This is a genomic window from Pseudomonas sp. 8_5_2 (genome assembly GCF_059295255.1).
In genome coordinates this window covers 559,346-583,993 of sequence record NZ_CM181238.1, presented here as the reverse complement: position 1 = coordinate 583,993, position 24,648 = coordinate 559,346, and the positions used below count along the sequence as shown (strand labels likewise).

The window sequence follows — 24,648 nt, the reverse complement described above, 5'->3', positions numbered from 1 at the left end:
ATGCTAGTGGAAGTTGAAACCTCACTACTAATTGCACTCTCAGCTGTCGCCCTGTTTGCCGGTTTTTTCGATGCAATAGCAGGCGGCGGCGGGCTGCTTACGCTCCCGGCCCTTTTCATAGCAGGCGTCGACCCGTTGGCGGCAATGGCTACCAATAAATTTCAGGCGTCCTCGGCCAGTGTTTCAGCAGTCTGGGCGTTTGCTCGCAAGCGGATGATCGAGTGGCGGTCCGACTGGCCTATGGCTTGTCTTTCTTTTACCGGTGGGTTCGCAGGCGCCTTGTCGATCAGCATACTCGACAGGGCTGTCCTGGAGTCAATCGTCCCAATCTTGCTGATTGCGGTAGCCGCGTACTTTACATTCAGCCCCACGCTTGGTGATCAGGACCGTAGGCAACGGCTATCACGTTTTACCTTCACGTTGGCAGTAGTTCCAGCCATTGGCTTTTATGACGGTATTTTTGGCCCAGGTACCGGATCATTCTTCATGGTCGCCTGCACCTTGCTAATGGGGCAGGCGCTTATGCAGGCGATCTGCAGAAGCAAACTATTGAATGCGTGCTGCAATCTTGGAGCTCTGTCGGTATTTGCATTCAGTGGGGCGATCATCTGGCCTTTGGGATTGGCAATGGCAGTCTGCGCCATCATCGGCGCACAAATTGGCGCGCGTTGCGCGCTCTACTTTGGACCACGACTGGTCAAACCGCTACTGATCGTTGTGTGTTCCCTGATGGCAATCAAGTTGCTGTTCGGTGATGGGCATCCGGTAGGGGAATGGTTACGGCAATTTAGAATAATTATGTAGATACTCTGTTGGCGGCCAAGCTTTTCTGAGGTGTTCAGAGCTGAAAAGCTTGGCCGTATCAAATGGCATATCCCCGCGCATGCATGCCCAGATACCTGTCAGGTATTTGCGCATGACAGCGGCGATCGCTTGCATTTTTTTTCTTGCCTCTACCGATCAGCGACTCGTAAAAGGCCTCTGCATAAGGATCACAGCGCACCGCAGTCAACGCTGGCATATACATGGCTGCGCGTAGATACGCATTCCCACTCTTACCGAGCCGGCCTGGCTTGTCGATGCTTGTTCCAGATTGTGTCTGTCGAACATCCAGCCCCGCATGGCGTGCTACCTGAGAGGACTTGAGCAGTTCAGGCAGTGTGGTCAATTCAGCCAAAGCTGCAAGTGCCGTAACTTCTCCTATTCCGGGGCCTGCGAGTAGTTGCTTGTATTGCTGGGTGAGGGTTGGACATTGGGCGATCAGTTCGCGTCCTGCTTTACGAAAGCGCTCAATGCGAGTGTCCAGGGTGGCAATCGCCTCCTCCTGATCCTCGATCAAAATAGAAATGGTCGTAGCGGTCGCCTGCAGTGCATGCAGCTCATTTTTCGCCCTGGTGCGGTGTCCTACCAGCCGATTGATGTGCCGACCGAGGGCCCTGAGCTCAAGCTGTACAGGGCTTGGCGGTGTCCACAAGCGCGGCGTCATACGCTCGCCGTACTCGGCTAGCAACTGAGCATCTATTGCATCAGTCTTGCTGTTGACCAGCATGAGCTTGGCGAAGTTATGGAAACTTTTGGGGTTGATGACTGAAACAGGAAGGTCGGCCGCATGCAGCTCAAGCGCGAGGTCCAAATAATAGATCCCCGTGGCCTCCATCACGATCGTCTTGGGTTTGAGGGCCTGCAGTTTTTTCACCGCTGCCTTGCGGCCAGCGGGTGTCTGGGCGATGTCCCATTGCCCGACAGGGCGCCCATCTTTACGCACCCCAGCAATCGAAGTACGCGAACCGATATCCACGCCAACACAGACACTCATTCTTCCCACCGCATGTGAGTTAGGTAACAATGGCCTCCGGTTCCCCGACCTCGAAATTCATGCCGCTGCAACCTTGTAATGCGAAGTCCGACTAGTCGGCTTCTCGATACTCTTCGTAGTGGGCAATGAGGCGGGGGACCTCTCTACATACAAGGTCAGGGCAAGCCTGCCTTCAGGAGCGATCGGTCTCCCCGGAAGTGCTTCTCGAACCTGACCAGAATAACCTCTCTCGTCAGGGTCAGACACAACATACAAGGAGCAGCCTTGCGTCGCGATGGGCTGCGCAGCAGCCCCAAGGGTTCAGCATGGATACACAAATTGCCGGGGCCGCTGCGCAGCCCTTTTGCGACACAAGGCCGCTCCTGCAATAGGTACTGCGCTAGTTCTTGACGGGGGATTCTATTCAATCTCGAACAGGCTGTTACGTAACGGCCCCACGCTCAGCCGCTCGCGTACATCGTCATCTATGCGCGGATCATCCGGCTGGTACAGCTTTACCTGTCGATAGGCATTGATGCGGTTGATCTCCTCTCCCAGATATTCCCACACCACCCGGGTACAGGCCGGGTTGCGCCGGTCGCCGCTGGATACCCCGGCCTTCAGGCCGTTGAGGCGGGTAATACGGCTTTTGAAGCTGGGAATGAGGATGGTCTGGCTCATTTCGTTGAAGGTGAGCGACTCGTAGTCGATGAGGAACACCCGGTCCTGCAACTGGAAAGCCGCACCCAGGTAGCGGCAACGTACTTCGGCATGCTGGTCGGCTGCGCTGGAGCGCTCCTGCCGCTCCTGACGTTCGAACAGGAAACGGCCGCGTTCCTCCCACAGATGCACCAGCGAGACGAGGATGGTGCCGGGTACCGACATGCAGTTGGAATACTCGAAGTAGTAACCGCAATAGCGCGACAAATTGCCCGCGTGTTCATGCAGCGGTCGGAACAGCTCGCTGATGGGGTCGCTGGGCTGATCGGCCAGGGTCGACACGCGGGCGCCGATCAACCGGGCGAACTGCTCGGCCGGCAGGTTCAGCTCGTAATCCTCGACACCGAAGAAATCGCCGATGCGCTTCAGGTTGAAAGCCGTCGGGCGGCTCTGGCCGCTCAGGTACTTGTTGAACTGCGCGCGGTTGATCGACAGCTGCCGGCAAACTTCGGAGATAGAGCGGTAGTGGCTGCAAGCCAGCTTGAGGTTGGTAGCGAAATGATCGCTCATGTGCGGAACCCAGGTGACGCGAATGGCGCCATTGTAGCATCAAGTCGCATCAAGTCAGAGCAATCCGCGAAATTGTAACCACTCTTGTCATGGCCAACCATGCGCCCCAACGAATAGCGGTGCGCCTGCCGTCCGCTGGTCTTTCCATGCGAAGAATAAGAATCGAGGTCATTTTCCAATGCTCGAAGCACTCAACGATTTCCTTTCCGGGAAACTCCTCATCGTGCTGATCGTCGGTCTCGGCGGTTACTTCACCATCCGTTCCCGGTTCGTACAGTTCCGCCATTTCGCCCACATGTTCACCGTATTCAAGGAATCGCTGCGTGGCCAGGCAGGCCAGCTGAGCTCTTTCCAGGCCCTGATGCTGAGCCTGGCCGGTCGCGTGGGCGCGGGTAACATCGCCGGTGTCGGCATTGCCGTGACCCTGGGTGGCCCAGGCGCGGTGTTCTGGATGTGGGTCACTGCGCTGGTCGGCATGGCCAGCAGCTTCTTCGAATGCACCCTGGCCCAGGTCTACAAACGCGCCGACGGCGACGGCCTGTACCGCGGTGGCCCGGCCTACTACATCCAGCACGGCCTGAAGCTGAAAAGCATGGCCATCGTGTTCTCGGTGCTGCTGCTGGTCACTTACGGCTTTGCCTTCATCGGCCTGCAGTCGTACACCGTGACCCACTCGCTGCAGAACGCCTTTGCCTTCGACCCAAGCCACACCGGTATCGTCCTGGCCGTGCTGCTGGCCGTCACCTTCATCGGCGGCATCAAACGCATCGCTGCGGTTTCCGACCTGCTGGTACCGGTCAAGACCCTTGCCTACATCGGCGTGACCCTGTACGTGATCGGCACCCAGATCGAGCACGTGCCTGCCATGCTGGAAACCATCTTCAAGAGCGCCTTCGGCCTTGATCCAGCGTTTGGCGGCCTGCTTGGCAGCGCCATCGTCATGGGCGTGAAGCGTGGTGTGTTCGCCAACGAAGCCGGCCTGGGTAGCGCGCCTAACGTCGCCGCCGTGGCGGCAGTGAAGCACCCGGGCGCGCAGGGCGTGGTCCAGGCCTTCAGCGTGTTCCTCGACACCTTCTTGATCTGCACCTGCACCGCACTGCTGATCTTGCTGTCGGGCTTCTACACCCCAGGCTTCGAAGGCGACGGCATTGTCCTGACCCAGAACTCGCTGGCCGCTGTGGTCGGTGACTGGGGCCGTGTGTTCGTCAGCGTGGCGCTGTCGCTGTTCGTCTTCACCTGCATCCTCTACAACTACTACCTGGGCGAGAACAGCCTGCAGTTCCTCAGCCGCAACCGCGTGGTGCTGATGATCTTCCGTGGCCTGGTACTGGCACTGGTGGTATGGGGTTCGATGCAGGACCTGTCGACCGTGTTCGCCTTCGCCGACATCACCATGACCTGCCTGGCCTTCGTCAACCTGGTGGCCCTGGCCATGCTGTTCAAGGTCGGCCTGCGGGTGATGAACGACTACGACGACCAGCGCAAGGCCGGTATCCAGCAACCGGTGTTCGACTCGAGCAAATTCGTCGACCTGGACCTGGACCGCAATGCCTGGCCTGCCAATGCCCAGGCCGAAACAGCCGCTGACAAAATGGCCGCTCAAGCCCAGCCACAGCGCTGATACCCTGCGCTACCCAGCCGCCCCGTTCGCGGGCGGCTTTTCTTTCTCCGCTCACCGCTACGGATGCTTTCCATGCGTGCAGTCAAGAATCTTCTCGTTCTCTATACCGGTGGCACCATCGGCATGCTCGAAACCCCGGAAGGCCTGGCGCCAGCCGGTGGTTTTGAAGCGCGGATGCGCGAACACTTCGCCCAGATGGCCGATGCGCCCCAGCTGCAATGGACCCTGCAAGAGCTGAACCCGCTGCTGGACAGCGCCAACATGCAGCAGCACAACTGGCTGGCGATGCGCGATGCCATCGTCGAGGCGGTGGATGTGGCTGGCCATGATGGCGTGCTGGTGTTGCACGGCACCGACAGCCTGGCCTACAGCGCCGCGGCATTGTCGTTCCTGTTGCTGGGCCTGCCAGCAGCGGTGCTGCTGACCGGTTCGATGCTGCCGGCAGGTGCCGGCGGCAGTGACGCCTGGGACAACCTGTGTGGCGCGCTGCGCCAGTTCGAACAGGGGCTGGAGGATGGCGTGCAGCTGTATTTCCACGGTCAGCTGCTGCATGGCTGCCGGACATCGAAACTGCGCAGCGAAGCGTTCGATGCCTTTGCTGCACTGCCGCGCCATCGTGAAGGCCAGCGTGCCGCCGAATTGCCGGCGGTGCTGGGCTATCGCCAACAGCGCCAGCCGGTCAACCTGGCGGTGATGCCGGTGTTCCCGGGCCTGCGTGCCGAACACCTGAAAGCGCTGCTCGACAGCGGTGTGCAAGGGCTGCTGCTGGAGTGCTATGGCAGCGGTACCGGGCCTTCGGATGACCAGGCATTGCTGGATGCGCTGCGCGCGGCGCGCCAGCGCGGGGTAATGCTGGCGGCTATCAGCCAGTGCCCTGAAGGGTCGGTGGTGTTCGATACCTATGCGGCGGGTAACCGCCTGCGCGGGGCCGGGCTGGTCAGTGGCGGCGGCATGACCCGCGAGGCGGCACTGGGCAAGATGGTTGCGCTGCTGGGGGCCGGGCTGGATGTCGACACGGCTGAGCGGTGGTTTGCCCTGGATCTATGTGGGGAGCGGGCCTGACAGGCCCGAGAAAATGGCGGAAGGCAGCGGGAGTCGAACCTGCCCGGGAACGGCTGCCGTCCCCAACCGGGTTTGAAGCCCGGCCGCGCCACCGGGCGCGATTGCCTTCCTTGTATTCAGTGCCTGGCCTGCTGCTGGGCCAGGGCGCTGTCGGCGCGGATGTAACGCTGGTCGGCCACCCTGCGGGTCAGGCCAATGCGGTCGAAATACTCCAGCACCTGCACACTGCGCTTGCGACCGATGCCCAACATATCGCGAAACGCGGCAACCTGCACTATCGGCGTCTCGCTGGCCTGCCCCAGCAGCAGCTCTGCCATGCGCTGTAGCGTCGAATCAGGGTAGAACAGGTCGCGCACCACCTGGTGCACCATGCCCAGCCGGGCCAGCTTGCGCAGCAACAGGCGCACGTCAGCTTCAGCACGGTTTTCTTCGGTTGCCAGCGTCCTCACCCACGGCGGATCGTACCGGCCCGCCAGCAACTTCGGCTGCAAGCGCGCCCACAACGCACTGTCGGCTTCGCTCAACTGCACCTTGTGATCAGGCAAATGCAACCATGGTCCGCTGCTGGCCAGGGCACCGCTATCGAGCAGCTCATCCAGCAGGCTGACGAATGCGGGTCGCTCCAGGGGCAAGGCGGCGAAGCGGCGCAGGCGGTCACGGTCCGGGCCAAGCTGGTCGGGCTCTTGCTGGTGAAAGCGCGCCAGCTGCTCCAGCACCTGCTGCCTGAGCGCCTGCCACTGGTCGTAGGCAAAAAGCAGTTGGCCTTGCCGTGTGGCCACCACCAGCACGTCCTTGGGCAACTGCCAGGTTTCGCGCAGGCGATTGAATTGCCGCTCGAGGCGCTGTGGGTCGAGACCACCGGGGGCGCTGCCAAGCAGGGCGGGCAGGGCTGCCTCCAGGTCCTCGGCGTCACGCAGCACCTGCAACTGGCGCAGGCGCTGTTCGCTGCGGCGCTGGCGGCCAGGCGCAAACGGGTCCAGCACCTTGCCGCCGCCCAGGGTGCGCTGGGCACGCTGGTCGCGCAGTACCAGGCGGTCGCCGTGCACCGCCTGCAGCGGCGCGTTGAGCAGCAGCTGGGCGAACATGCGCTGGCCGGCTGCCAGGGTTTCGCCTTCCAGCAACGCCACACGGGCCGTCACATCCTGGGTACCGAGGTGCACGTGCACGGCGCTGAAATGTTCGAAGGTACGCGTCTCGCCCGGTAACAGGCGCAGTTCGATATCCACTCGAACGCTGGGCGCATGCAGCCACTCGGGCAGCAACCAGTCCCCGCGGTGTACCTGCTCGACGGCCAGGCGATCAGCCGCAATGTTCAGCGCCACCCGCTGGCCCGCTTCAGCCACCAGCGCAGCCTGGTTCTGGGCATGCAGGCCGCGCACCCGTACCGGCTTGCCGGCCTTGCCCAGCAACAATGTCTCGCCGACACTGACCCGCCCGGCCAGCGCCGTTCCGGTGACTACCACACCCGCACCGGTCACCGCGAAGGCACGGTCGACAGCCAGGCGAAAGCCACCCTGCACACTCCTTTGCCCCACCCGCGCCTCGGCCTCCAGCAAGGCCTGGCGCAGCGCTTCGACCCCTTCCCCACTGAGGCTCGACAACGGGAACTGCCGTGCCCCGGCATACGGCCCGGGCGCCAGCAGTTCGCCGACCTGTGCCTGCACTTCAGCCAGGCGGGCCGGCTCGACCCGGTCGCTTTTGCTGATCGCCACCAACGCCTGGGGAATGCCCAGCAGTTCGATGATCGCCAGGTGCTCGCGGGTCTGTGGCATCACCCCATCGTCGGCAGCGACCACCAGCAACACCAGGTCGATGCCATGGGCACCGGCCAGCATGTTGTGGATAAAACGCTCGTGGCCGGGCACATCGATAAAGCCGGTCAGCGCTGCACCTTCGGCCAGCGCTGCATAGCGGTAGCCAAGGTCGATGGTCATGCCACGGGCACGCTCTTCCTGGCGCTGGTCACCGGCCTGGCCGGTCAGCGCCTGCAGCAGCGCGGTCTTGCCATGGTCGATGTGGCCGGCAGTGCCGACAATCACTGCACCGGCCCCAGCTGCAGGGCTGGCAACTGCGCCAACCACTGGGCTTCGTCATCCAGTTGGCGCAGGTCCAGCCACAAGGCGTCATCGTCGATACGGCCGAGCACTGGCACTGGCAGGTCGCGCAAGGCCCGCTCAAGCACATGCAGGCTGCGCCCGCGCAGCTTTTTCGACACCTGCGGGCGCAGGCACAAGGCTGCACTGGGCAGGCGCGCCACGGGCTGGCTGCCACTGCCGATCATGCCCAGCGCCGGTTCGACACTGACCGCCCATTGCTCACCGACGCGGGCCTTGAGTTCAGGGGCCAGGCGCTCGGCCTGGGCGTGGATCTCGGCCTGGTTGCGGGTGAGCAGGCGCAGGCTGGGCAGGCGCTCGGCCAGGCGGTCAGGGTTGCGATACAGCGCCAACACGGCTTCCAGTGCGGCGAGGGTGATCTTGTCGACACGCAACGCGCGCTTGAGCGGGTTTTTCTTGATCCTGGCGATCAGCTCCTTGCGCCCCACGATGATCCCGGCTTGCGGCCCCCCCAGCAGCTTGTCGCCACTGAAGGTGACAATATCGGCGCCGTCGGCCAGGGCCTGGCGCACCGTGGGTTCGGCGGGCAGCCCCCAGCGGGTGAGGTCGAGCAGGCTGCCGCTGCCCAGGTCCTCGAGCAGCGGCAATTCGTGTTGCCTGGCGATGCACGCCAACTCGGCAGTGGGCACCTGGGTGGTGAAGCCCTGGATGCTGTAATTGCTGCAATGCACACGCATCAGCAAGCCAGTGCGCGGGCCGATGGCGGCTTCGTAGTCGCGGGCGTGGGTGCGGTTGGTGGTGCCGATTTCGTGCAGCTTCACACCGGCGCGGGCCATGATGTCGGGGATGCGGAAGGCACCGCCGATCTCGATCAGCTCACCACGGGAGATGATGCCCTCCTTACGCGCGCCCAGGCTGTTCAGCGCCAGCAGCACCGCGGCTGCGTTGTTGTTGACCACGGTGACGGCTTCGGCACCGGTCAGTTCGCGGATCAGGCCTTCGATCAGGTCGTCACGGTCGCCACGCTTGCCGCTGGCCAGGTCAAACTCCAGGTTGAGCGGGTAGCGGGCGGCGGTCTGCATGGCTTCAATGGCCTCTTCCGGCAACAGTGCACGACCCAGGTTGGTGTGCAGTACGGTGCCGGTAAGGTTGAACACCCGGCGGACCTGGCTGCGTTGCTGGATGGCGAGGCGTTCGCCGCTACGGCCGAGCAGGATTTGCGGGGCCAGTTCGGCACTGCCGACTTGGCCATTACGGGCAGGGTCGCGCAGGTCGTCGAGCAATTGGCGCAAGGTGGCGAGGACCGCGTCGCGGCCGTGGCGGTCGATCAGTGGGAGACAGGCCGGGTGGCGCAGAAGGGTATCGATGGAGGGCAGGCGTGGGATGTCGCTGGCGAGGGTGATGGACATTCGGTACTACCTTGGACTGATCCGTTGTCTGTTCCGGCCCTTTCGCGGGTAAACCCGCCCCCACAGGATTGTGCGCGGACCTTGTGGGAGCGGGTTCACCCGCGAAGCAGGCAACTCGGTGTTTCAGTGTAGACACTCGGCCACTAGCCGGGCGCGAGCATCAGGTTGGGCGCCATTCGATGGAAGCCCTCCTCGTCCAGCCGCATATCCAGCGCCAGGCTGGCCAGGTCATCGGCGAGCGGCTCGGCCGCCGCATCGTTCTCCAGGTAGTTCTGCTTCAGGTAGCTCTGACACCCTGGGCAGCATTCGGCCCGCAGCGGCGCCTTGCCCGGTGCATGGCGATCGTCTTCAAGGCTGGTATAGCGCAAATCCTTGCTCGAATCGCAGTACACGCACTTGACCCGCACCACATGCCACTCGCAGGCACACAGCGAGCAAGCCAGATAGCGCAGGCCATTGTGCTTGCCGCGGTTACGCACCACTCCGGCCATCGCCGGCGAACCGCAGGCCGGGCATTGGGCCAGGCTGCCGGCGGGATTGAGCTCGGCCACTGGCAATGACAGCAGCCAACTGGACCATGCGGCCTGCAGCGCGGCCCCGATGAAGGGCACCAACGCCGCTGGCACCGCGTCGTACTGGCCAGCAAGCAGGGCAACACCCCAGCCCTTGTGCTGGTGTTCATCGCTGTCACGCAGCGCTTGCAACGCATCTCCCAACGCACCGCTGGTCTCGCTGTTGAAGTGCGCCAGCAAGGCCTGCAGCCAAACCAGCCAAGCTCCTTCACGCACCAGCCCGTCAGCCGCCAGCGGTGGCAGACCATGACTTATGCACAGGCGCTGACGCTCTGCCGCGACCGGCACATCACCAGGCGGGTTATCCACCAGCTGCTGCTGGATACGGCACAACCGCGCGATAAACTTCATGTAATCGCCGAGGGCGTTACCCGCGGTCAACTGCTCAAGGCGCACCGCCCGCAGTTCGAACAGGTTGGCGGGCGGCATATGCAGAAACGGCGGCGTTACCGCCGACGTTTCAATCTGCCCGGGCTCGAGTATCGTGCTCAAACGTTCATCCTTCTTTACGTCGGTGATGGGTCGGGGTCTTGTCACCGGTCACTTCGCGGTACCACAACTTATGATGCTTGCGCGCCCAAGGGCGGCTGACCCAACCATGCAACATGGCGCCGATCGACCCCTTGATCCAGATACCCGCGTAGATATGCACGATGATGCTGAGGATCAGCACGAACGCGGCCAGGGCATGCAACAGGGCAGACAAACGGATAACTTCGATGCCGAACAGATGGCTGAAGTACGCCCGCCAGATCACCACACCGGTGACAAGAAGGGCCAGCATGCATAGCAGCAGGGTCCAGAACAGCAGCTTCTGCCCGGCGTTGTACTTGCCAACCGGCGGCACGCCCTCCTCCTCGTTGAGCATCACCCGGTCGATACGGCGCAGCCACAGGCGGTCGTTGGCGGTGATGAAGTTGGCGCGCCAGAAGCGCACCACCAGGCCGAGGAAGAACACGAACATCGCCACGCCCAGGAACGGATGCAGAATGCGCGTCCACGGCCCGCCGCCGAACAGGTGACTAAGCCAGAACAACGCCGGATGAAACAGCGCCAGCCCGGACAAACCGGCGGTCATGAACAGGATGGCGACGATCCAGTGGTTGGTCCGTTCGTTGGCGTTGTAGCGCAGGATGGGTCTGTTGTCGTTCATGGCCGCTGCTCCCCTTGCCCACCGGGCCTGGTCGGATCAAAGACATGGACGGCCGGGTCCACCTGATGCACCGACGTGTCTGCCGGGTGCACGCTGCCGTCCGGCGGGAGAGGATTTTCGTCTCCTTCGACGCGCTGTGGGCCGACCCGTACGTAATGGAAGAATCCGGCCAGCACCGCCGCGCCCATGGCCAGCAGCGCCAGCGGTTTGGTGAAGCCTTTCCACAGCCCCACCAGCGGGCTGATCACCGGTTGGTCCGGCAGGCCGGCGTACAGCCTGGGCGTGTCGGCATGGTGCAGGACGTACATCACATGGGTGCCGCCGACGCCGTCCGGGTCGTACAGCCCGGCATTGTCGAAACCCCGAGACTTCAGGTCGACAATGCGCTCGGCGGCATGCACCTTCATCTCCTCCTTGCTGCCGAACACGATCGCCCCGGTCGGGCAGGTTTTTACACACGCCGGCTCCAGGCCCACGCTGACGCGGTCGGAGCACAGGGTGCACTTGTACGCCTTGTGGTCCTTCTGCGAGATACGCGGGATATTGAACGGGCAACCGGTGATGCAGTAGCCGCAGCCGATGCAGTGGTCCTGGTTGAAGTCGACGATGCCGTTGGCGTGCTTGATGATCGCCCCCGGGCTGGGGCAGGCCTTCAGGCAACCTGGGTCGGCGCAGTGCATGCAGCCGTCCTTGCGGATCAGCCACTCCAGGTTGCCGTCGTCGCGCTCGTGCTCGGTGAAACGCATCAAGGTCCAGGTCTCGGCGGTGAGGTCCTGGGGGTTGTCGTAGGTACCATGGTTGTGGCCGACCTCGTCACGCAGTTCGTTCCACTCCGAACACGCCACCTGGCAAGCCTTGCAGCCGATGCACTTGGTGGTGTCGATCAGCTTGGCGACCTCCTCCAGCTGGCGTACCGAGGGCGGTACGGTGGTGGTGGCCGAGCGGGCAATGATGTCTTGGCTGGCCATCAGAGTTTCTCCACTTTGACGAGGAACGACTTGGACTCTGGCGTCTGCGTGTTGCCGTCACCCAGGAATGGCACCAGGGTGTTGGTCAGGTAGCCATGCCGGGTAGCCCCGGTGAAGCCCCAGTGCAACGGGATGCCGATCTGGTGCACGGTCTGGTTGTTGACCTGCAGCGGGCGAATCCGCTTGGTCACCACCGCCACCGCATCGATATGCCCGCGCTTGCTGGATACCCGCACCCGATCGCCGGCCTTGATGCCCTTCTCGTTGGCCAGCACCTCGCCGATCTCGACGAACTGCTCGGGCTGGGCAATGGCGTTGAGCCGGCAATGCTTGCTCCAGAAATGGAAGTGCTCGGTCAGCCGGTAGGTGGTGGCCGCGTACGGGAACTCGTCGTGGGTGCCGAGGGTGTCCCACACCGAATCGAAGATCCGCCCGGCCGGGTTGCTGGTGGCTTTCTTGTTCTGCGGGTGCAGGGGGTTGATGCCTATCGGCGTCTCGAACGGCTCGTAGTGTTCCGGGAACGGGCCTTCGGCCATCTTGTCGATGGCGAAGAAACGCGCCACGCCTTCGGGGTTCATGATGAACGGGTTCATGCCCGCCTCGGGTGGCGAATCGACCTTGAAATCCGGCACATCGGTGCCGGTCCAGGCTTTGCCGTTCCACCACACCAGGCGTTTTTTCTCCGGGTCCCAAGGCTTGCCCTGGGGGTCGCTGGAGGCACGGTTGTAGAGGATGCGCCGGTTGGCCGGCCAGGCCCAGGCCCAGTTCTGCACCTGGTGCATGCCGTACGGGTCGCTGTTGTCGCGGCGAGCCATCTGGTTGCCCTGCTCGGTCCAGCATCCGGCGAAGATCCAGCAGCCTGACGCGGTACTGCCATCGTCCTTCATCTGGCCAAAGCCCGAAAGCTGCTGCCCGGCCTTGATCACTGCACCGGTCGGGTCGGTGACATCGGTAACTGCCCAGCCATTCATCTCCTTGGCCAGCTCTTCCGGGGACGGCTCATCAGGGATCTTGTATGGCCAGTCGATGTTCATGATGGCGTCGGGGTAGGCACCGCCTTCCTTGCTGTAGCGCTCACGCAGGCGGATGAACAGCTCGCTCATGATCTGCACGTCGGTACGGGTCTCGCCAGGGCCGTCGGCGCCCTTCCAGTGCCACTGCAGCCAGCGGCTACTGTTGACCAGCGAGCCATCCTCCTCGGCGAAACAGGTGGTGGGCAGGCGGATCACTTCGGTCTGGATGCTGGCCGTATCGACGTCGTTGAACGGCCCGGCATTGCGCCAGAACTCCGAGGTCTCGGTGGCCAGCGGGTCCATGATCACCAGCCACTTGAGCTTGGCCAGTGCGGCGGTGACACGGTTCTTGTCCGGCAGCGCGGCAATCGGGTTGAAGCCTTGGCACATGTAGCCGTTGACCTTGCCCTGGCCCATCATCTCGAACATGCGCAGCACGTCGTAGGCCGGTACATCGAGCTTGGGCAACCAGTCATAGCCCCAGTTGTTTTCTGCCGTGGCGTTGGCGCCGTACCAGGCCTTCATCAGGCTGACGTGGAACTTGCCGTAGTTCTGCCAGTACGACAGCTGCCCCGGGCGCAGCGGCTTGGACGCACGCTTGTCGATGTAGGTGGCGTAGTCCTGCTCGGCGTCGCCGGCCAGGGTCAGGTAGCCTGGTAGCGAATTGGACAGCAGGCCGAGGTCGGTCAGGCCCTGGATGTTGGAGTGCCCGCGCAGGGCGTTGACCCCGCCACCCGGCATGCCGACGTTGCCCAGCAGCAGTTGCACCATGGCCGCACTGCGGATGATCTGCGCACCAATCGAGTGCTGCGTCCAGCCCAGCGCGTAGAGGATGGTCATGGTCTTGCCCGGTACCGAGCAAGTGGCGATCTCCTCCCACACCTTCATCATCTGCTGCTGCGGCATGCCACAGGTCATGCTCGCCAGCTCGGGGGTGTAGCGGCTGTAGTGCTGTTTCATCAGCTGGAACACGCAACGGGGGTGCTGCAAGGTCGGGTCGACCTTGGCAAAACCGTCTTCACCCAGCTCGTAACCCCAGCCGGACTTGTCGGCATACACCCGCTTGGCCTCGTCGTAGCCGCTGAACAGCCCGTCTTCGAAGCCATAGGTCTCTTTGACGATGAACGACACGTCGGTGTAGTTGCGCACGTACTCGTGCTGGATCTTGTCGTTGCTCAGCAGGTAATTGATCAGCCCGCCCATGAAGGCAATATCGGTACCGGTACGGATCGGCGCGTAGTAGTCCGCCACCGAAGCGGTTCGGGTAAACCGCGGGTCGACCACGATCAGCCGCGCCTTGTTGTGCGCCTTGGCCTCGGTCACCCACTTGAAGCCGCAAGGATGCGCTTCTGCTGCGTTGCCACCCATCACCAGGACCAGATTCGCGTTGGCGATATCTGACCAGTGGTTGGTCATGGCGCCACGGCCGTACGTCGGGGCAAGACTTGCCACCGTCGGGCCATGTCAGACACGTGCCTGGTTATCGAACCCCAGCATGCCTGTTGCGCGGATCACCTTGTGGGTCAGGTAGCCTGCCTCGCTGGAGGCAGCAGAGGCAGCCAGAAAACCGGTGGTTAGCCAGCGGTTGACTGTCTGCCCCTGGGCGTTTTTCTCGATAAAGTTGGCGTCGCGGTCCTGTTTCATCAGGTCGGCGACGCGGTCGAGCGCCTCGTCCCAGTTGACCCGCACCCACTCCTTGCTGCCCGGCTTGCGTACTTCGGGGTACTGCAGCCGGCTCGGGCTGTGGATAAAGTCCAGCAGGCCGGCGCCTTTCGGGCAGAGGGTGCCGCGGTTGACCGGATGGTCGGCGTCGCCTTCGATATGGATGATGTTCTGTTTGACGTTTTTACCCGCATCACCCTGGCTGTACAGGATCAGGCCGCAGCCGACCGAGCAGTAGGGGCAGGTGTTGCGCGTCTCGAGGGTGTGCGCCAGCTTGAAGTGACGCACCTGCTCGGCGAATGCCGGTGTCGGGGCCATACCCAACGCCGCAAGGCTCGAGCCTCCAAGGCCGACGGCGGCGACCTTGAAGAACTGCCGACGGTTCAGGTCCATCGTGCACTCCTGATCAGGTTTGGACGCGCGGAACATGGCCGGCGCCTCTCGGTAGTCACGGTGGCGGCCAATTGATGGCTGCCAACCGTTAAGACTAGTCAAGAATCCGCAAGGTGCGATGACCTGGGTCAGGTGGTAGCGCTTTATTCACGCTCAGGCACGCGGCAGGTTGCGCACCACGTTCAGCGCCGCACTGCTCTGCGCCACCGGCATGATCTCGATGCTGTTGATGTTCACATGCGCTGGCTGCTCGGCTATCCAGGCCACCGTGGCTGCGATATCTTCCGGCAGAATGGCCTGCACGTCGCGATACAGCGCCTGCACCGCCTCCAGGTCACCGTTCAGACGCACCAGAGAAAAATCAGTGCCCGAGCATAGGCCAGGCTCGATGTTGCTCACCCGTATCCGAGTACCGGCGAGGTCGGCACGCAGGTTGAGGCTGAACTGGCGGACGAAGGCCTTGCTGGCGCCATACACATTGCCGCCCGGGTAGGGATAGGTGCCGGCAATGGAGCCGATATTGATGATCATGCCGCTGTCGGCTTCGACCATACGCGGCAGGACCTTGTGGGTGACCATCGCCAGGCCGGTGATGTTGGTGTCGATCATCTGCTGCCAGTTTTCCGCGCTGCTGGCCTGGGCTTTGTCGACGCCTAGCGCCAAGCCGGCATTGTTGACCAGCAGGTCGATCTGCAGCTTGGCATCGGCAATCTGCTCCATCGCCGTCCCGAGTGATACCGGGTCGGTAACGTCCAACGCCAGGGGGATGAAATTGACCCCCAGTTCTGTCTCCAGCGCCTGCAGCTTGTCCAGGCGCCTGGCGCCGCCCAGCACACGGTAGCCTTTGGCAATCAGTGTGCGGCAGATGGCCCGGCCGAACCCCGAAGAGGCGCCAGTCACGAATGCAGTTTTCATCAGTTTCTCCAAATGGGTGGGTCAGACCAGGTATTTGACGCCCAGGCTGGTGAACAGGCAGAGCATCGAGAACACCAGCGCCTTGCGCACCACTTCATTGCCTTTGCGCAGGGCCAGGGCACTGCCCAGGTGGTTGCCGAGAATGTTGCAGGCCACCAGCGGCACGGCCAGCAGGTACACGACCTTGCCGGCGATGACGAAGGCCACCAATGCACCGATGTTGGAGGCGAAATTGAAGGTCTTGGAGTTGGCCGAGCTGGATACCAGGTCCATTCGCAGCAGGTAGTGGAAGGCAATGATGAACATGCTGCCGGTGCCCGGGCCGAAGAATCCGTCATAGAAGCCGATGGCAAGGCAGGTAAGCGGAACTACGGTGTAGAGCACCCGCGATGACAATTCACGCTCCTCGACTGGCCGGTCCTTTGGTGTCAGGAAGATAAGGATGCCGAACGGGATCAACGCCAGGATGATCTTGCCTACGGTCTCCTGGGGGATGGAGACGATCAGATGCGCGCCCAGGTAGGCACCAAGCAACGAGAATGGCACCCCGACCAGCGCCACCTGCCAGACCATCCTGCTGTTGGCCAGAAAGTTTCGAATAGCAGCCAACGTGCCCAAGGTACTGACCAGCTTCTCCTGGCCCAGCGCGACCTGCGGCGGCATGCCGACCAGCAGAAACCCTGGGACCAGAAACAACCCGCCGCCACCTGCGATGCTGTCGACAAACCCGGCGACAAATGCAATCGCCCCGAGCATCAGGATCGCCAACAACCAGTGTTCCGCCCAAAAGGCTCCTAACAGTTCCATAGCAGTACTTCCATCGAGTCGGTGAAAAAGATCAGGAGAGGACTTCGTACAGGTGGTCCGCTCGCGCGAAATGCACCCGGTTCAAGTCGTTGACCGCAAACAGACGTAACAGCCAGCGGTCGGCACCATCGTTCTGCGGCTCGAAGCCATCGCGGGCGTGCAGCACACGCTGGTTCTTGAAGATCATGAAATCACCCGGCAGCAACAGGTGCGGTTCGTCGAAGCGGCGGGTTTCCAGCACCGATCGCAGGTTTGCCAGAGCCTGCTCTGCACGCAAGTTCAGCCCGTGGGTGTTCTCGCTGTCGAAGCGGCACAGCCATTCACCGGCGTGACCACGGGCCAGCACCGGCAGCTCGGCCGTGCACCGACGATTGCCGGTAAACGAGTCGGGGCGGCGGACTTCGAACTGCGGCAGGGAAAGCTCACGAACCGCCGAGGCAGGTAATGCCGCCACTACCGCATCAAGATTGACCAGCGTCGTGCTGATGCGCGGGTCACAGCGCATGCCGAAGAACGAGAGATATTCCGGGCAGCAGGACGCCGTGCCAAGTGGCTCGGATGACAGCGGCAAGTCCGGGTTATCCACATGGTAGGAAAAGCGCAACCGCGAGCCATGGGAACTCTTGTGGCTGGATGCATTGCGCGACGGGATGACGTGGCGGAACAGCCGGCCGTTGTTCTCCCCTTCGTAAACGATCGGGTTGATACCCATCAGGCTCTGCATGCTCAGTGTTACCAAGCAGGCAATTGGCGTACTCCCCGGGCTTAGCACACCGGAATAAGGAGTGGGCGGGATGTCCCGATCCCGGGGGCAGTTGCGCACGATCATGCTGGTCAGGTGCGGGTCTTCGACAAACCCGCGAATCTGCTGGCACAACCCCTTGCCCAGCACCTCCTGAGCCTGGTCCCTGAGCTGTGGGTAAAGCTCCTTGCTGGTCTCGAAATCGAGAGGGGTGTTGTTCAGCAGGGTTTGCCAGGCACTGGAGCTAACCCAGGGCAGGCGGATCTCAAGTGAAGCCTGAGGCTCAGTCACTTGATGCAGGTGTGCGCTTTCCATTTCGAGTGTTATTCCATTGAGCTGGCTCGAGGCCGTTCGATGTCGTGCTAGGCCGGGCAGAGGCGGCAGACGTTATAATTTTTCCCTTTCACAGCGGTGTGACGACAGGTAGAGGCAACCGGCAGGTCGCGCCCACATTGCATCGACTCAATCATTGTAATTACAAAAATAAAATCGATTCAATCCATTTCTGCGAAGCAAATAGATGCCGATTGAATCGATTCAATCAACTCATTGATTTCAAAAGGTTTCTGGTCGATGGCGCAATGGTCAGGGCGTCCAGTCCGACGTGGAGTAGGCGGAGGACGAACAAGGCCGACATAAAGCGCAGTACGCAAGCATGGCAATCAAGGTAATTTACCCGTAGGAAAACACAATTACTCCCATAAGACCTTTCGTGCTAGGCTTTCGCGTTCTCGCAGATTCTGGTGCCATTTCCATGTGGGTTCCTCACTACAGCGACCTGGCGCAGCCGGTCTACCTGATGATCGCCGATGCTCTTGAGCAGGACATTGGCAACGGCCGGCTGGTGGCAGGCGAACGTCTGCCAACGCTCAAGGACCTCGCCGAGTCCTTGAACGTGACACCCGGCACTATCGGGCGCGCCTATGACGAAGCGGCCAAACGCGGCCTGGTAGTGGGCGAAGTCGGGCGGGGTACCTTCGTCCTGCAGCAACGCCAGGCGCAAACGCCTCCCCCGTCAACACGCCAAACGCCGATACCGCCCGAGCGAGAAAGCGGCCAGATCGACCTGTCGATCATCAAACCCGATGACGCGCACATGACGGACTGGCTGCGGGGGGCCATAACCGAACTGGCCCAGTCACCCGACCTGGTGCAAGTACTCGACTACGTGACCGAGGGCGGCCATGCCACCCATAAACAAGCCGGCGCGGCCTGGATTCAGCGTTGGTTGCCGGAAGCGCGCTGGCAACAGGTGGTGCTGACCTCGGGCGCCCAGCACGGCCTGCTGGTAGCCATCAGCAGCCTGTCGAAGAATGAAGACGTGGTGTTGTGCGAGTCCTTCTGCTACCCGGGCATCATTTCCCTGGCCCATAGCATGGGGCGCCGTCTGCGCGGCGTGGCCATGGACGAGCACGGGCTGATCCCCGAAGCACTGCGTGCGGCGTGCCTGGAGCACCGCCCTTCCCTTCTGGTGTGTGTCACCACTCACCAGAACCCGACCAACACCATCATGCCCCACGCACGGCGCCAGGCCATCGCCGAAATCGCCCGCGAGTTCGACCTGTTCATCGTCGATGATGATATCTACGGTTTTCTCGAACCCGCGCCGGACTACAAACCCCTGGCTGCCTATGCGCCAGAGCGCTCGGTGTACCTCACCAGCCTGTCCAAGAGCGTGCTGCCTGCGCTGCGCATCGGCTACCTTTATGCGCCGCCGCAAACGCTCTCACGATTATCGTCGATGGTGCGCAGCAGTGTCTGGATGCCTTCGCCGCTGATGGCACAACTGGCCAGCAACCTGATCAACAGCGGCATGGCCGACCGCCTGGTGCAGGTGCAGCAGGAGGAAGCGGCGGCGCGCCAGTGCATGGCGCAGCAGATTCTTGGCAAGTACAAGATCCGCAGCCAGCCCAACAGCTTCCACATCTGGCTGGAGTTGCCCGCCCCCTGGACCAGCGACGAGTTTGCCAACCTGGCCCGCAGCAACGGCGTCACGGTGGTGAGTGGCAGCCAGTTCCTGCCCGAACGTAGCAACGCCACCTGTGGGGTGCGGATTGCGCTGATGACACCAAGCCGTCAGGAACTGGGCTTTGCATTGACCAAGCTGGTCAGCTTGCTGGATTCGCCGGAGCCGCGGCTGTTCTATTGAAGCGCTGGATGATTTTGCACACCCAGCCCCACATTGCTTGATTGACTGGCACGGGCGGATTTGCGACACCGGTTAATTGCACCGCGTCGCACATTCCGGAACGGCCAGTCGTGCGACCCAAAAAAAACCCAGGGCAATGGCCCTGGGTTTTGCTCTAGCTGGACAACTTCACGCTCTGATCAGAACGGAATATCGTCATCGAAGCTGTCGAAGTCAGCTGCCGGCTGCGGTGCTGCCTGCTGCGGTGCAGGGCGCTGCTGCTGTTGCTGCTGCGGGCGCTGGGCCTGCTGGCGTGGCGGGGCCTGGTTGTACTGTTGCTGCTGGCCGCCCTGGTTGTAGTTGCCGCCGGCCTGGTTGTACGGGTCACCGCCCTGCTGCTGACCTTGTGGACGGCCGCCCAGCAGCTGCATGGTGCCGTTGATGTCGACGATGATCTCGGTGGTGTAACGCTTGATACCGTCTTTTTCCCACTCGCGGGTCTGCAGCTTGCCTTCGATGTAGCACTGCGAACCCTTGCGCAGGTACTCGCCAGCAATTTCGGCAACCTTGCCGAACAGCGACACACGGTGCCACTCGGTACGCTCGACCTTCTGGCCCGACTGTTTGTCGGTCCACTGCTCGCTAGTAGCCAGGCTCAGGTTGGTCACGGCGTTACCGTTGGGCAGGTAGCGGACTTCGGGATCCTGGCCACAGGTGCCGACCAGAATGACTTTGTTAACCCCACGGGCCATAACGTTCTCCTAGGCTTCGCACGCCGAAGAGGCCGGGTTTACCAGGCGCTCGAGGGTCGTACGGTCCAAAATTTTCGTATCCAGTTTGATATAGATGGCGGATTCTTCTTCCACCACAACGGCGTCGGTCACACCCGGCACAGCCATCAGGCGCTCGGTCAGGCCGGCTTCCCGGACTGCCTCTGGCGTCAGCGGCATACGCAGGCTGGTCACATAGGGCGGCTCGTTCATGCGCAAGGCAACGACCAGCCAGATGGCACACAGCACCGCGCAACCCAGGAACACCATGTTCAGCCCGCCGTGCTGGAACAACCAGCCACCGAGGATTCCTCCCAGGGCAGCACCGAGGAACTGGCTGGTGGAATACACCCCCATTGCCGTCCCCTTGCCACCTGCAGGCGACACTTTGCTCACCAGTGAAGGCAACGATGCCTCCAGCAGGTTGAATGCAGTAAAGAATACCACGGTGCCGATCACCAGTCCGCGCAAACCGTCAGCCCACTGCCAGAAGAACAGCTCCACCAGCAGCAACACACTGACCGCCCCGGCCAGTACGCGTTTCATCTTGCGCTTTTTTTCGCCGTAGATGATGAACGGTACCATTGCAAAAAATGAGATGAACAACGCGGTCAGGTATACCCACCAGTGCTGCTCCTTCGGCAGGCCGCCGCGCTCGACAAAGGCCAGTGGCAGTGCGACGAAGCTGGCCATGAGAATGGCATGCAGGACGAAAATGCCCACATCCAGGCGCAGAAGGTCCGGGTGGCGCAGGGTCGGGCCGATTGCCTGGCGTGCCACCCCCGACTCTCGGTGCTGCAGGATGCTGTGGGTGTTGGGCACGACGAACGCGATCAACAGGATACCCACCAGGGCAAGTCCTGCCGTTGTCAGGAACAATCCTGACAACCCGAATGCACTTGTCAGCAAGGGGCCGACAACCATGGCCACGGCGAACGACAGGCCGATGCTCATGCCGATCATGGCCATCGCCTTGGTCCGGTGCTGCTCGCGGGTAAGGTCGGACAACAATGCCATGACCGCTGCGGAAATCGCCCCGGCGCCCTGCAGGATACGCCCGGCGATCACCCCCCAGATGGAGTCGGCCTGCGCCGCCAGTACGCTGCCCAGGGCGAAGATCACCAGCCCCAGGTAAATCACCGGCCGGCGGCCGATACGGTCGGAAATCATCCCGAACGGAATCTGCAGCACTGCCTGGGTCAGGCCATAGGCACCGATGGCCAGGCCGATCAGTGCGGGGGTTGCACCGGCCAGGTCCATGCCGTAGGTAGCCAGCACCGGCAGGACCATGAACATGCCCAGCATACGAAAGGCAAAGACCAGGGCCAGGCCGCCAGCAGCGCGGGTTTCGCCGCTGCTCATGCGCTCGTTGTGGGTGTCGTGCATGGATTAACCTCGTATGAACCGGCGGCGATTCTATCAGTCCGACAGCTTGAGGGCATCTACGCGACGCTTTGCCGCGTACTGGCAGGGCGCCGTATACTTCTTTGTTTATGCCCGCCGAGCGAGGCCGCAGTGGACAAGATCCTGATTCGTGGGGCACGTACCCACAACCTGAAGAACATCGACCTGACCCTGCCCCGGGACAAACTCATCGTGATCACCGGCCTGTCCGGTTCCGGCAAGTCGTCCCTGGCGTTCGACACCCTGTACGCCGAAGGCCAGCGCCGCTACGTGGAATCGCTGTCGGCCTACGCCCGGCAATTCCTGTCGATGATGGAAAAGCCTGACGTCGACACCATCGAAGGCTTGTCGCCAGCCATTTCCATCGAACAGAAGTCGACTTCGCACAACCCGCGCTCCACGGTCGGCACCATTACCGAAATCTACGACTACCTGCGCCTGCTGTACGCCCGCGTGGGTACCCCGCGCTGCCCGGACCATGACATTCCGCTGGAAGCGCAAACGATCAGCCAGATGGTCGACCTGGTACTGGAGCGCCCGGAAGGCAGCAAGCTGATGCTGCTGGCGCCGGTGATACGCGAGCGCAAGGGTGAGCACCTGGCGGTATTCGATGAGCTGCGCGCTCAGGGTTTCGTGCGCGCCCGGGTCAACGGCAAGCTCTACGAGCTTGACGAGCTGCCAAAACTCGACAAGCAGAAGAAGCACAGCATCGATGTGGTGGTCGACCGCTTCAAGGTTCGCGCCGACCTGCAACAGCGCCTGGCCGAATCGTTCGAGACCGCGCTGAAGCTGGCCGACGGTATTGCCCTGGTGGCGCCGATGGACGACGAGCAGGGCGAAGAGACGATCTTCTCCGCGCGCTTCGCCTGCCCGGTATGCGGCCATGCGATCAGCGAGCTGGAACCGAAGCTGTTCTCCTTCAACAACCCGGCCGGCGCGTGCCCGACCTGCGACGGCCTGGGGGTGAAGCAGTTCTTCGACACCAAGCGCCTGGTCAACAGCGAGCTGACCCTGGCCGAAGGCGCCATCCGCGGCTGGGACCGGCGCAACGTATACTACTTCCAGATGCTCGGCTCGCTGGCCGCGCATTACGGTTTTAGCCTGGAAGAGCCCTTCGGCGAGCTGTCGGCCGAGCATCAGAAGGTGATCCTGCAGGGCAGTGGCAAGCAGAGCGTCGACTTCAAGTACCTCAACGACCGGGGCGATATCGTCAAGCGCTCGCACCCGTTCGAAGGCATCGTGCCGAACCTGGAGCGCCGCTACCGCGAAACCGAGTCGGCCACCGTGCGTGAAGAACTGGCCAAGTTCCTCGGTACCCAGCCTTGCCCGGATTGCCGCGGCACCCGCCTGCGCCGCGAGGCACGCCACGTGTGGGTGGGCGAAAAAACCCTGCCGGCGGTGACCAACCTGCCCATCGGTGATGCCAGCAACTACTTCGCCGAGCTGACCCTGACCGGTCGCCGTGGCGAGATCGCGGCGAAGATCCTCAAGGAAATCTGCGAACGCCTGCAGTTTCTGGTCAACGTCGGCCTCGACTATCTCACCCTCGACCGCAGCGCCGATACCCTGTCCGGTGGCGAAGCCCAGCGAATTCGCCTGGCGAGCCAGATCGGCGCCGGCCTGGTCGGGGTAATGTACATTCTCGACGAACCGTCCATCGGTCTTCATCAGCGCGACAACGACCGCCTGCTGGCCACCCTCAACCACCTGCGCGACCTTGGTAACACGGTAATCGTGGTGGAGCACGACGAGGACGCCATCCGCCTGGCCGACTATGTCGTCGATATTGGCCCGGGGGCGGGTGTGCACGGCGGCCAGATCGTCGCCGAGGGCTCGCCGCAGGAGGTCATGGACCACCCTGACTCGCTGACCGGCAAGTACCTGTCGGGGCGCAAGAAGATCGCCGTGCCAGCCAAGCGCACGCCGCGCAACAAGAAGCTGCAGCTCAAGCTCAAGGGCGCGCGGGGCAACAACCTGCAGAACGTCGACCTGGAAGTCCCGATCGGCCTGCTGACTTGCGTGACGGGAGTGTCCGGCTCGGGCAAGTCGACGCTGATCAACAACACCCTGTACCCCTTGGCCGCTACCGCTCTGAATGGTGCCAGCAGCCTGGAAGCGGCAGCGCACAGCAGCATGGATGGCCTGCAGCACCTGGACAAGGTGGTGGATATCGACCAGAGCCCGATCGGCCGCACGCCGCGCTCCAACCCGGCCACCTACACCGGCATCTTCACGCCGATCCGCGAACTGTTTTCCGGCGTGCCGGAATCACGCTCGCGGGGTTACGGCCCCGGGCGCTTTTCGTTCAACGTGAAGGGTGGCCGTTGCGAGGCTTGCCAGGGTGATGGCCTGATCAAGGTGGAGATGCACTTCCTGCCGGACATCTACGTGCCGTGCGACGTGTGCAAGAGCAAGCGGTACAACCGCGAAACCCTGGAGATCAAGTACAAGGGCAAGAACATCCACGAAGTGCTGGAAATGACCATCGAGGACGCCCGCGAGTTCTTCGATGCGGTACCAGCGCTGGCGCGCAAGCTGCAAACGTTGATGGATGTAGGCCTGTCGTACATCAAGCTGGGTCAGTCGGCAACCACGTTGTCTGGCGGCGAGGCGCAACGGGTGAAACTGTCACGCGAGCTGTCCAAGCGCGATACCGGCAAGACCCTGTACATCCTCGATGAACCGACCACGGGCCTGCACTTCGCCGACATCCAGCAGTTGCTCGACGTGCTGCATCGCCTGCGCGACCACGGCAACACTGTGGTGGTGATCGAGCACAACCTGGATGTGATCAAGACCGCCGACTGGCTGGTGGACCTGGGGCCGGAAGGTGGTTCCAAAGGTGGGCAGATCATTGCCTGCGGTACGCCGGAAGAGCTGAGCACGATGAAACAGTCGTATACCGGGCATTACCTGAAACCGCTGCTGGAGCGGGACCGGGCCTGAATAC

17 protein-coding genes, 1 tRNA gene and 1 pseudogene are annotated in these 24,648 nt (G+C 62.4%); 5 read left to right on the top strand and 14 right to left on the bottom strand.

From position 1 onward, the window contains the following. Window positions 1-804 (top strand): TSUP family transporter, encoded by an 804-nt coding sequence (locus AC5O5R_RS02575; RefSeq protein WP_172220618.1) that lies wholly within the window; start codon window positions 1-3, stop codon window positions 802-804. Here the strand turns inward: AC5O5R_RS02575 and AC5O5R_RS02570 are convergent. Both AC5O5R_RS02570 and AC5O5R_RS02565 read right to left on the bottom strand, forming a co-directional pair. Continuing rightward, window positions 778-1,816, bottom strand: a pseudogene (locus tag AC5O5R_RS02570) (IS110 family RNA-guided transposase). The gene AC5O5R_RS02575 and the pseudogene AC5O5R_RS02570 sit on opposite strands and share 27 nt — an antisense overlap. Window positions 1,817-2,215: 399 nt before the next feature. Further along, window positions 2,216-3,025 carry a helix-turn-helix domain-containing protein gene (locus AC5O5R_RS02565; RefSeq protein WP_172220621.1) on the bottom strand — a complete coding sequence of 270 codons (810 nt, stop codon included), beginning with the start codon at window positions 3,023-3,025 and terminating at the stop codon, window positions 2,216-2,218. A gap of 178 nt (window positions 3,026-3,203) precedes the next feature. Here AC5O5R_RS02565 and AC5O5R_RS02560 point away from each other — a divergent pair, with 178 nt between their 5' ends. Then, window positions 3,204-4,646, top strand: a complete 1,443-nt coding sequence (locus tag AC5O5R_RS02560) for an alanine/glycine:cation symporter family protein (protein ID WP_172220624.1) — start codon at window positions 3,204-3,206, stop codon at window positions 4,644-4,646. A 72-nt stretch (window positions 4,647-4,718) separates the two neighbouring features. Then, window positions 4,719-5,708, top strand: a complete 990-nt coding sequence (locus AC5O5R_RS02555) for an asparaginase (protein ID WP_372242412.1) — start codon at window positions 4,719-4,721, stop codon at window positions 5,706-5,708. A 14-nt stretch (window positions 5,709-5,722) separates the two neighbouring features. Here AC5O5R_RS02555 and AC5O5R_RS02550 read toward each other — a convergent pair. The 10 genes from AC5O5R_RS02550 to AC5O5R_RS02505 all read right to left on the bottom strand — a co-directional run bounded on the left by AC5O5R_RS02550 (window position 5,723) and on the right by AC5O5R_RS02505 (window position 17,711). Then, window positions 5,723-5,818: transfer RNA gene (locus tag AC5O5R_RS02550), tRNA-Sec, on the bottom strand. A 6-nt stretch (window positions 5,819-5,824) separates the two neighbouring features. Then, a complete protein-coding gene (gene selB, locus AC5O5R_RS02545) occupies window positions 5,825-7,747 on the bottom strand; it encodes a selenocysteine-specific translation elongation factor (RefSeq protein ID WP_172220630.1) in 1,923 nt (640 codons plus the stop codon). Beyond that, window positions 7,744-9,171 (bottom strand): L-seryl-tRNA(Sec) selenium transferase, encoded by a 1,428-nt coding sequence (gene selA / locus AC5O5R_RS02540; RefSeq protein WP_172220633.1) that lies wholly within the window; start codon window positions 9,169-9,171, stop codon window positions 7,744-7,746. Before selA ends, selB begins: the two co-directional genes overlap by 4 nt. A 143-nt stretch (window positions 9,172-9,314) precedes the next feature. Beyond that, on the bottom strand, window positions 9,315-10,235 hold the full coding sequence (gene fdhE, locus AC5O5R_RS02535; protein ID WP_172220638.1) for a formate dehydrogenase accessory protein FdhE: 921 nt from the start codon (window positions 10,233-10,235) through the stop codon (window positions 9,315-9,317). Between the two features lie 4 nt (window positions 10,236-10,239). Then, window positions 10,240-10,896, bottom strand: coding sequence for a formate dehydrogenase subunit gamma (locus AC5O5R_RS02530; RefSeq protein ID WP_172220641.1), 657 nt, complete (start codon window positions 10,894-10,896; stop codon window positions 10,240-10,242). Next, a complete protein-coding gene (fdxH, locus tag AC5O5R_RS02525; RefSeq protein ID WP_172220644.1) occupies window positions 10,893-11,864 on the bottom strand; it encodes a formate dehydrogenase subunit beta in 972 nt (323 codons plus the stop codon). Before fdxH ends, AC5O5R_RS02530 begins: the two co-directional genes overlap by 4 nt. Beyond that, window positions 11,864-14,932 carry a formate dehydrogenase-N subunit alpha gene (gene fdnG, locus AC5O5R_RS02520; RefSeq protein WP_172288052.1) on the bottom strand — a complete coding sequence of 1,023 codons (3,069 nt, stop codon included), beginning with the start codon at window positions 14,930-14,932 and terminating at the stop codon, window positions 11,864-11,866. The genes fdxH and fdnG overlap by 1 nt, the downstream gene beginning before the upstream one ends. Window positions 14,933-15,085: 153 nt before the next feature. Next, window positions 15,086-15,847, bottom strand: coding sequence for an SDR family NAD(P)-dependent oxidoreductase (locus tag AC5O5R_RS02515; RefSeq protein ID WP_172230103.1), 762 nt, complete (start codon window positions 15,845-15,847; stop codon window positions 15,086-15,088). 21 nt (window positions 15,848-15,868) lie between these two features. Continuing rightward, window positions 15,869-16,654 (bottom strand): sulfite exporter TauE/SafE family protein, encoded by a 786-nt coding sequence (locus tag AC5O5R_RS02510; protein WP_172230106.1) that lies wholly within the window; start codon window positions 16,652-16,654, stop codon window positions 15,869-15,871. 31 nt (window positions 16,655-16,685) lie between these two features. Further along, complete coding sequence (locus AC5O5R_RS02505) at window positions 16,686-17,711, bottom strand: TauD/TfdA family dioxygenase (protein ID WP_172230109.1); 1,026 nt, start codon at window positions 17,709-17,711, stop codon at window positions 16,686-16,688. Between the two features lie 439 nt (window positions 17,712-18,150). Here AC5O5R_RS02505 and AC5O5R_RS02500 point away from each other — a divergent pair, with 439 nt between their 5' ends. Then, window positions 18,151-19,545: an aminotransferase-like domain-containing protein gene (locus AC5O5R_RS02500; protein ID WP_172230112.1), complete on the top strand. Its 1,395-nt coding sequence runs from the start codon at window positions 18,151-18,153 to the stop codon at window positions 19,543-19,545. A 179-nt stretch (window positions 19,546-19,724) separates the two neighbouring features. Here AC5O5R_RS02500 and AC5O5R_RS02495 read toward each other — a convergent pair whose 3' ends face one another. Both AC5O5R_RS02495 and AC5O5R_RS02490 read right to left on the bottom strand, forming a co-directional pair. Then, window positions 19,725-20,276 (bottom strand): single-stranded DNA-binding protein, encoded by a 552-nt coding sequence (locus AC5O5R_RS02495; RefSeq protein ID WP_172230115.1) that lies wholly within the window; start codon window positions 20,274-20,276, stop codon window positions 19,725-19,727. Window positions 20,277-20,285: 9 nt separating this feature from the next. Beyond that, on the bottom strand, window positions 20,286-21,680 hold the full coding sequence (locus tag AC5O5R_RS02490; protein ID WP_172285388.1) for an MFS transporter: 1,395 nt from the start codon (window positions 21,678-21,680) through the stop codon (window positions 20,286-20,288). 129 nt (window positions 21,681-21,809) lie between these two features. On the opposite strand from AC5O5R_RS02490, the gene uvrA reads away from it, so the two are divergent. Continuing rightward, window positions 21,810-24,644 (top strand): excinuclease ABC subunit UvrA, encoded by a 2,835-nt coding sequence (gene uvrA, locus AC5O5R_RS02485; protein WP_172285389.1) that lies wholly within the window; start codon window positions 21,810-21,812, stop codon window positions 24,642-24,644. Window positions 24,645-24,648: the final 4 nt, after the last annotated feature.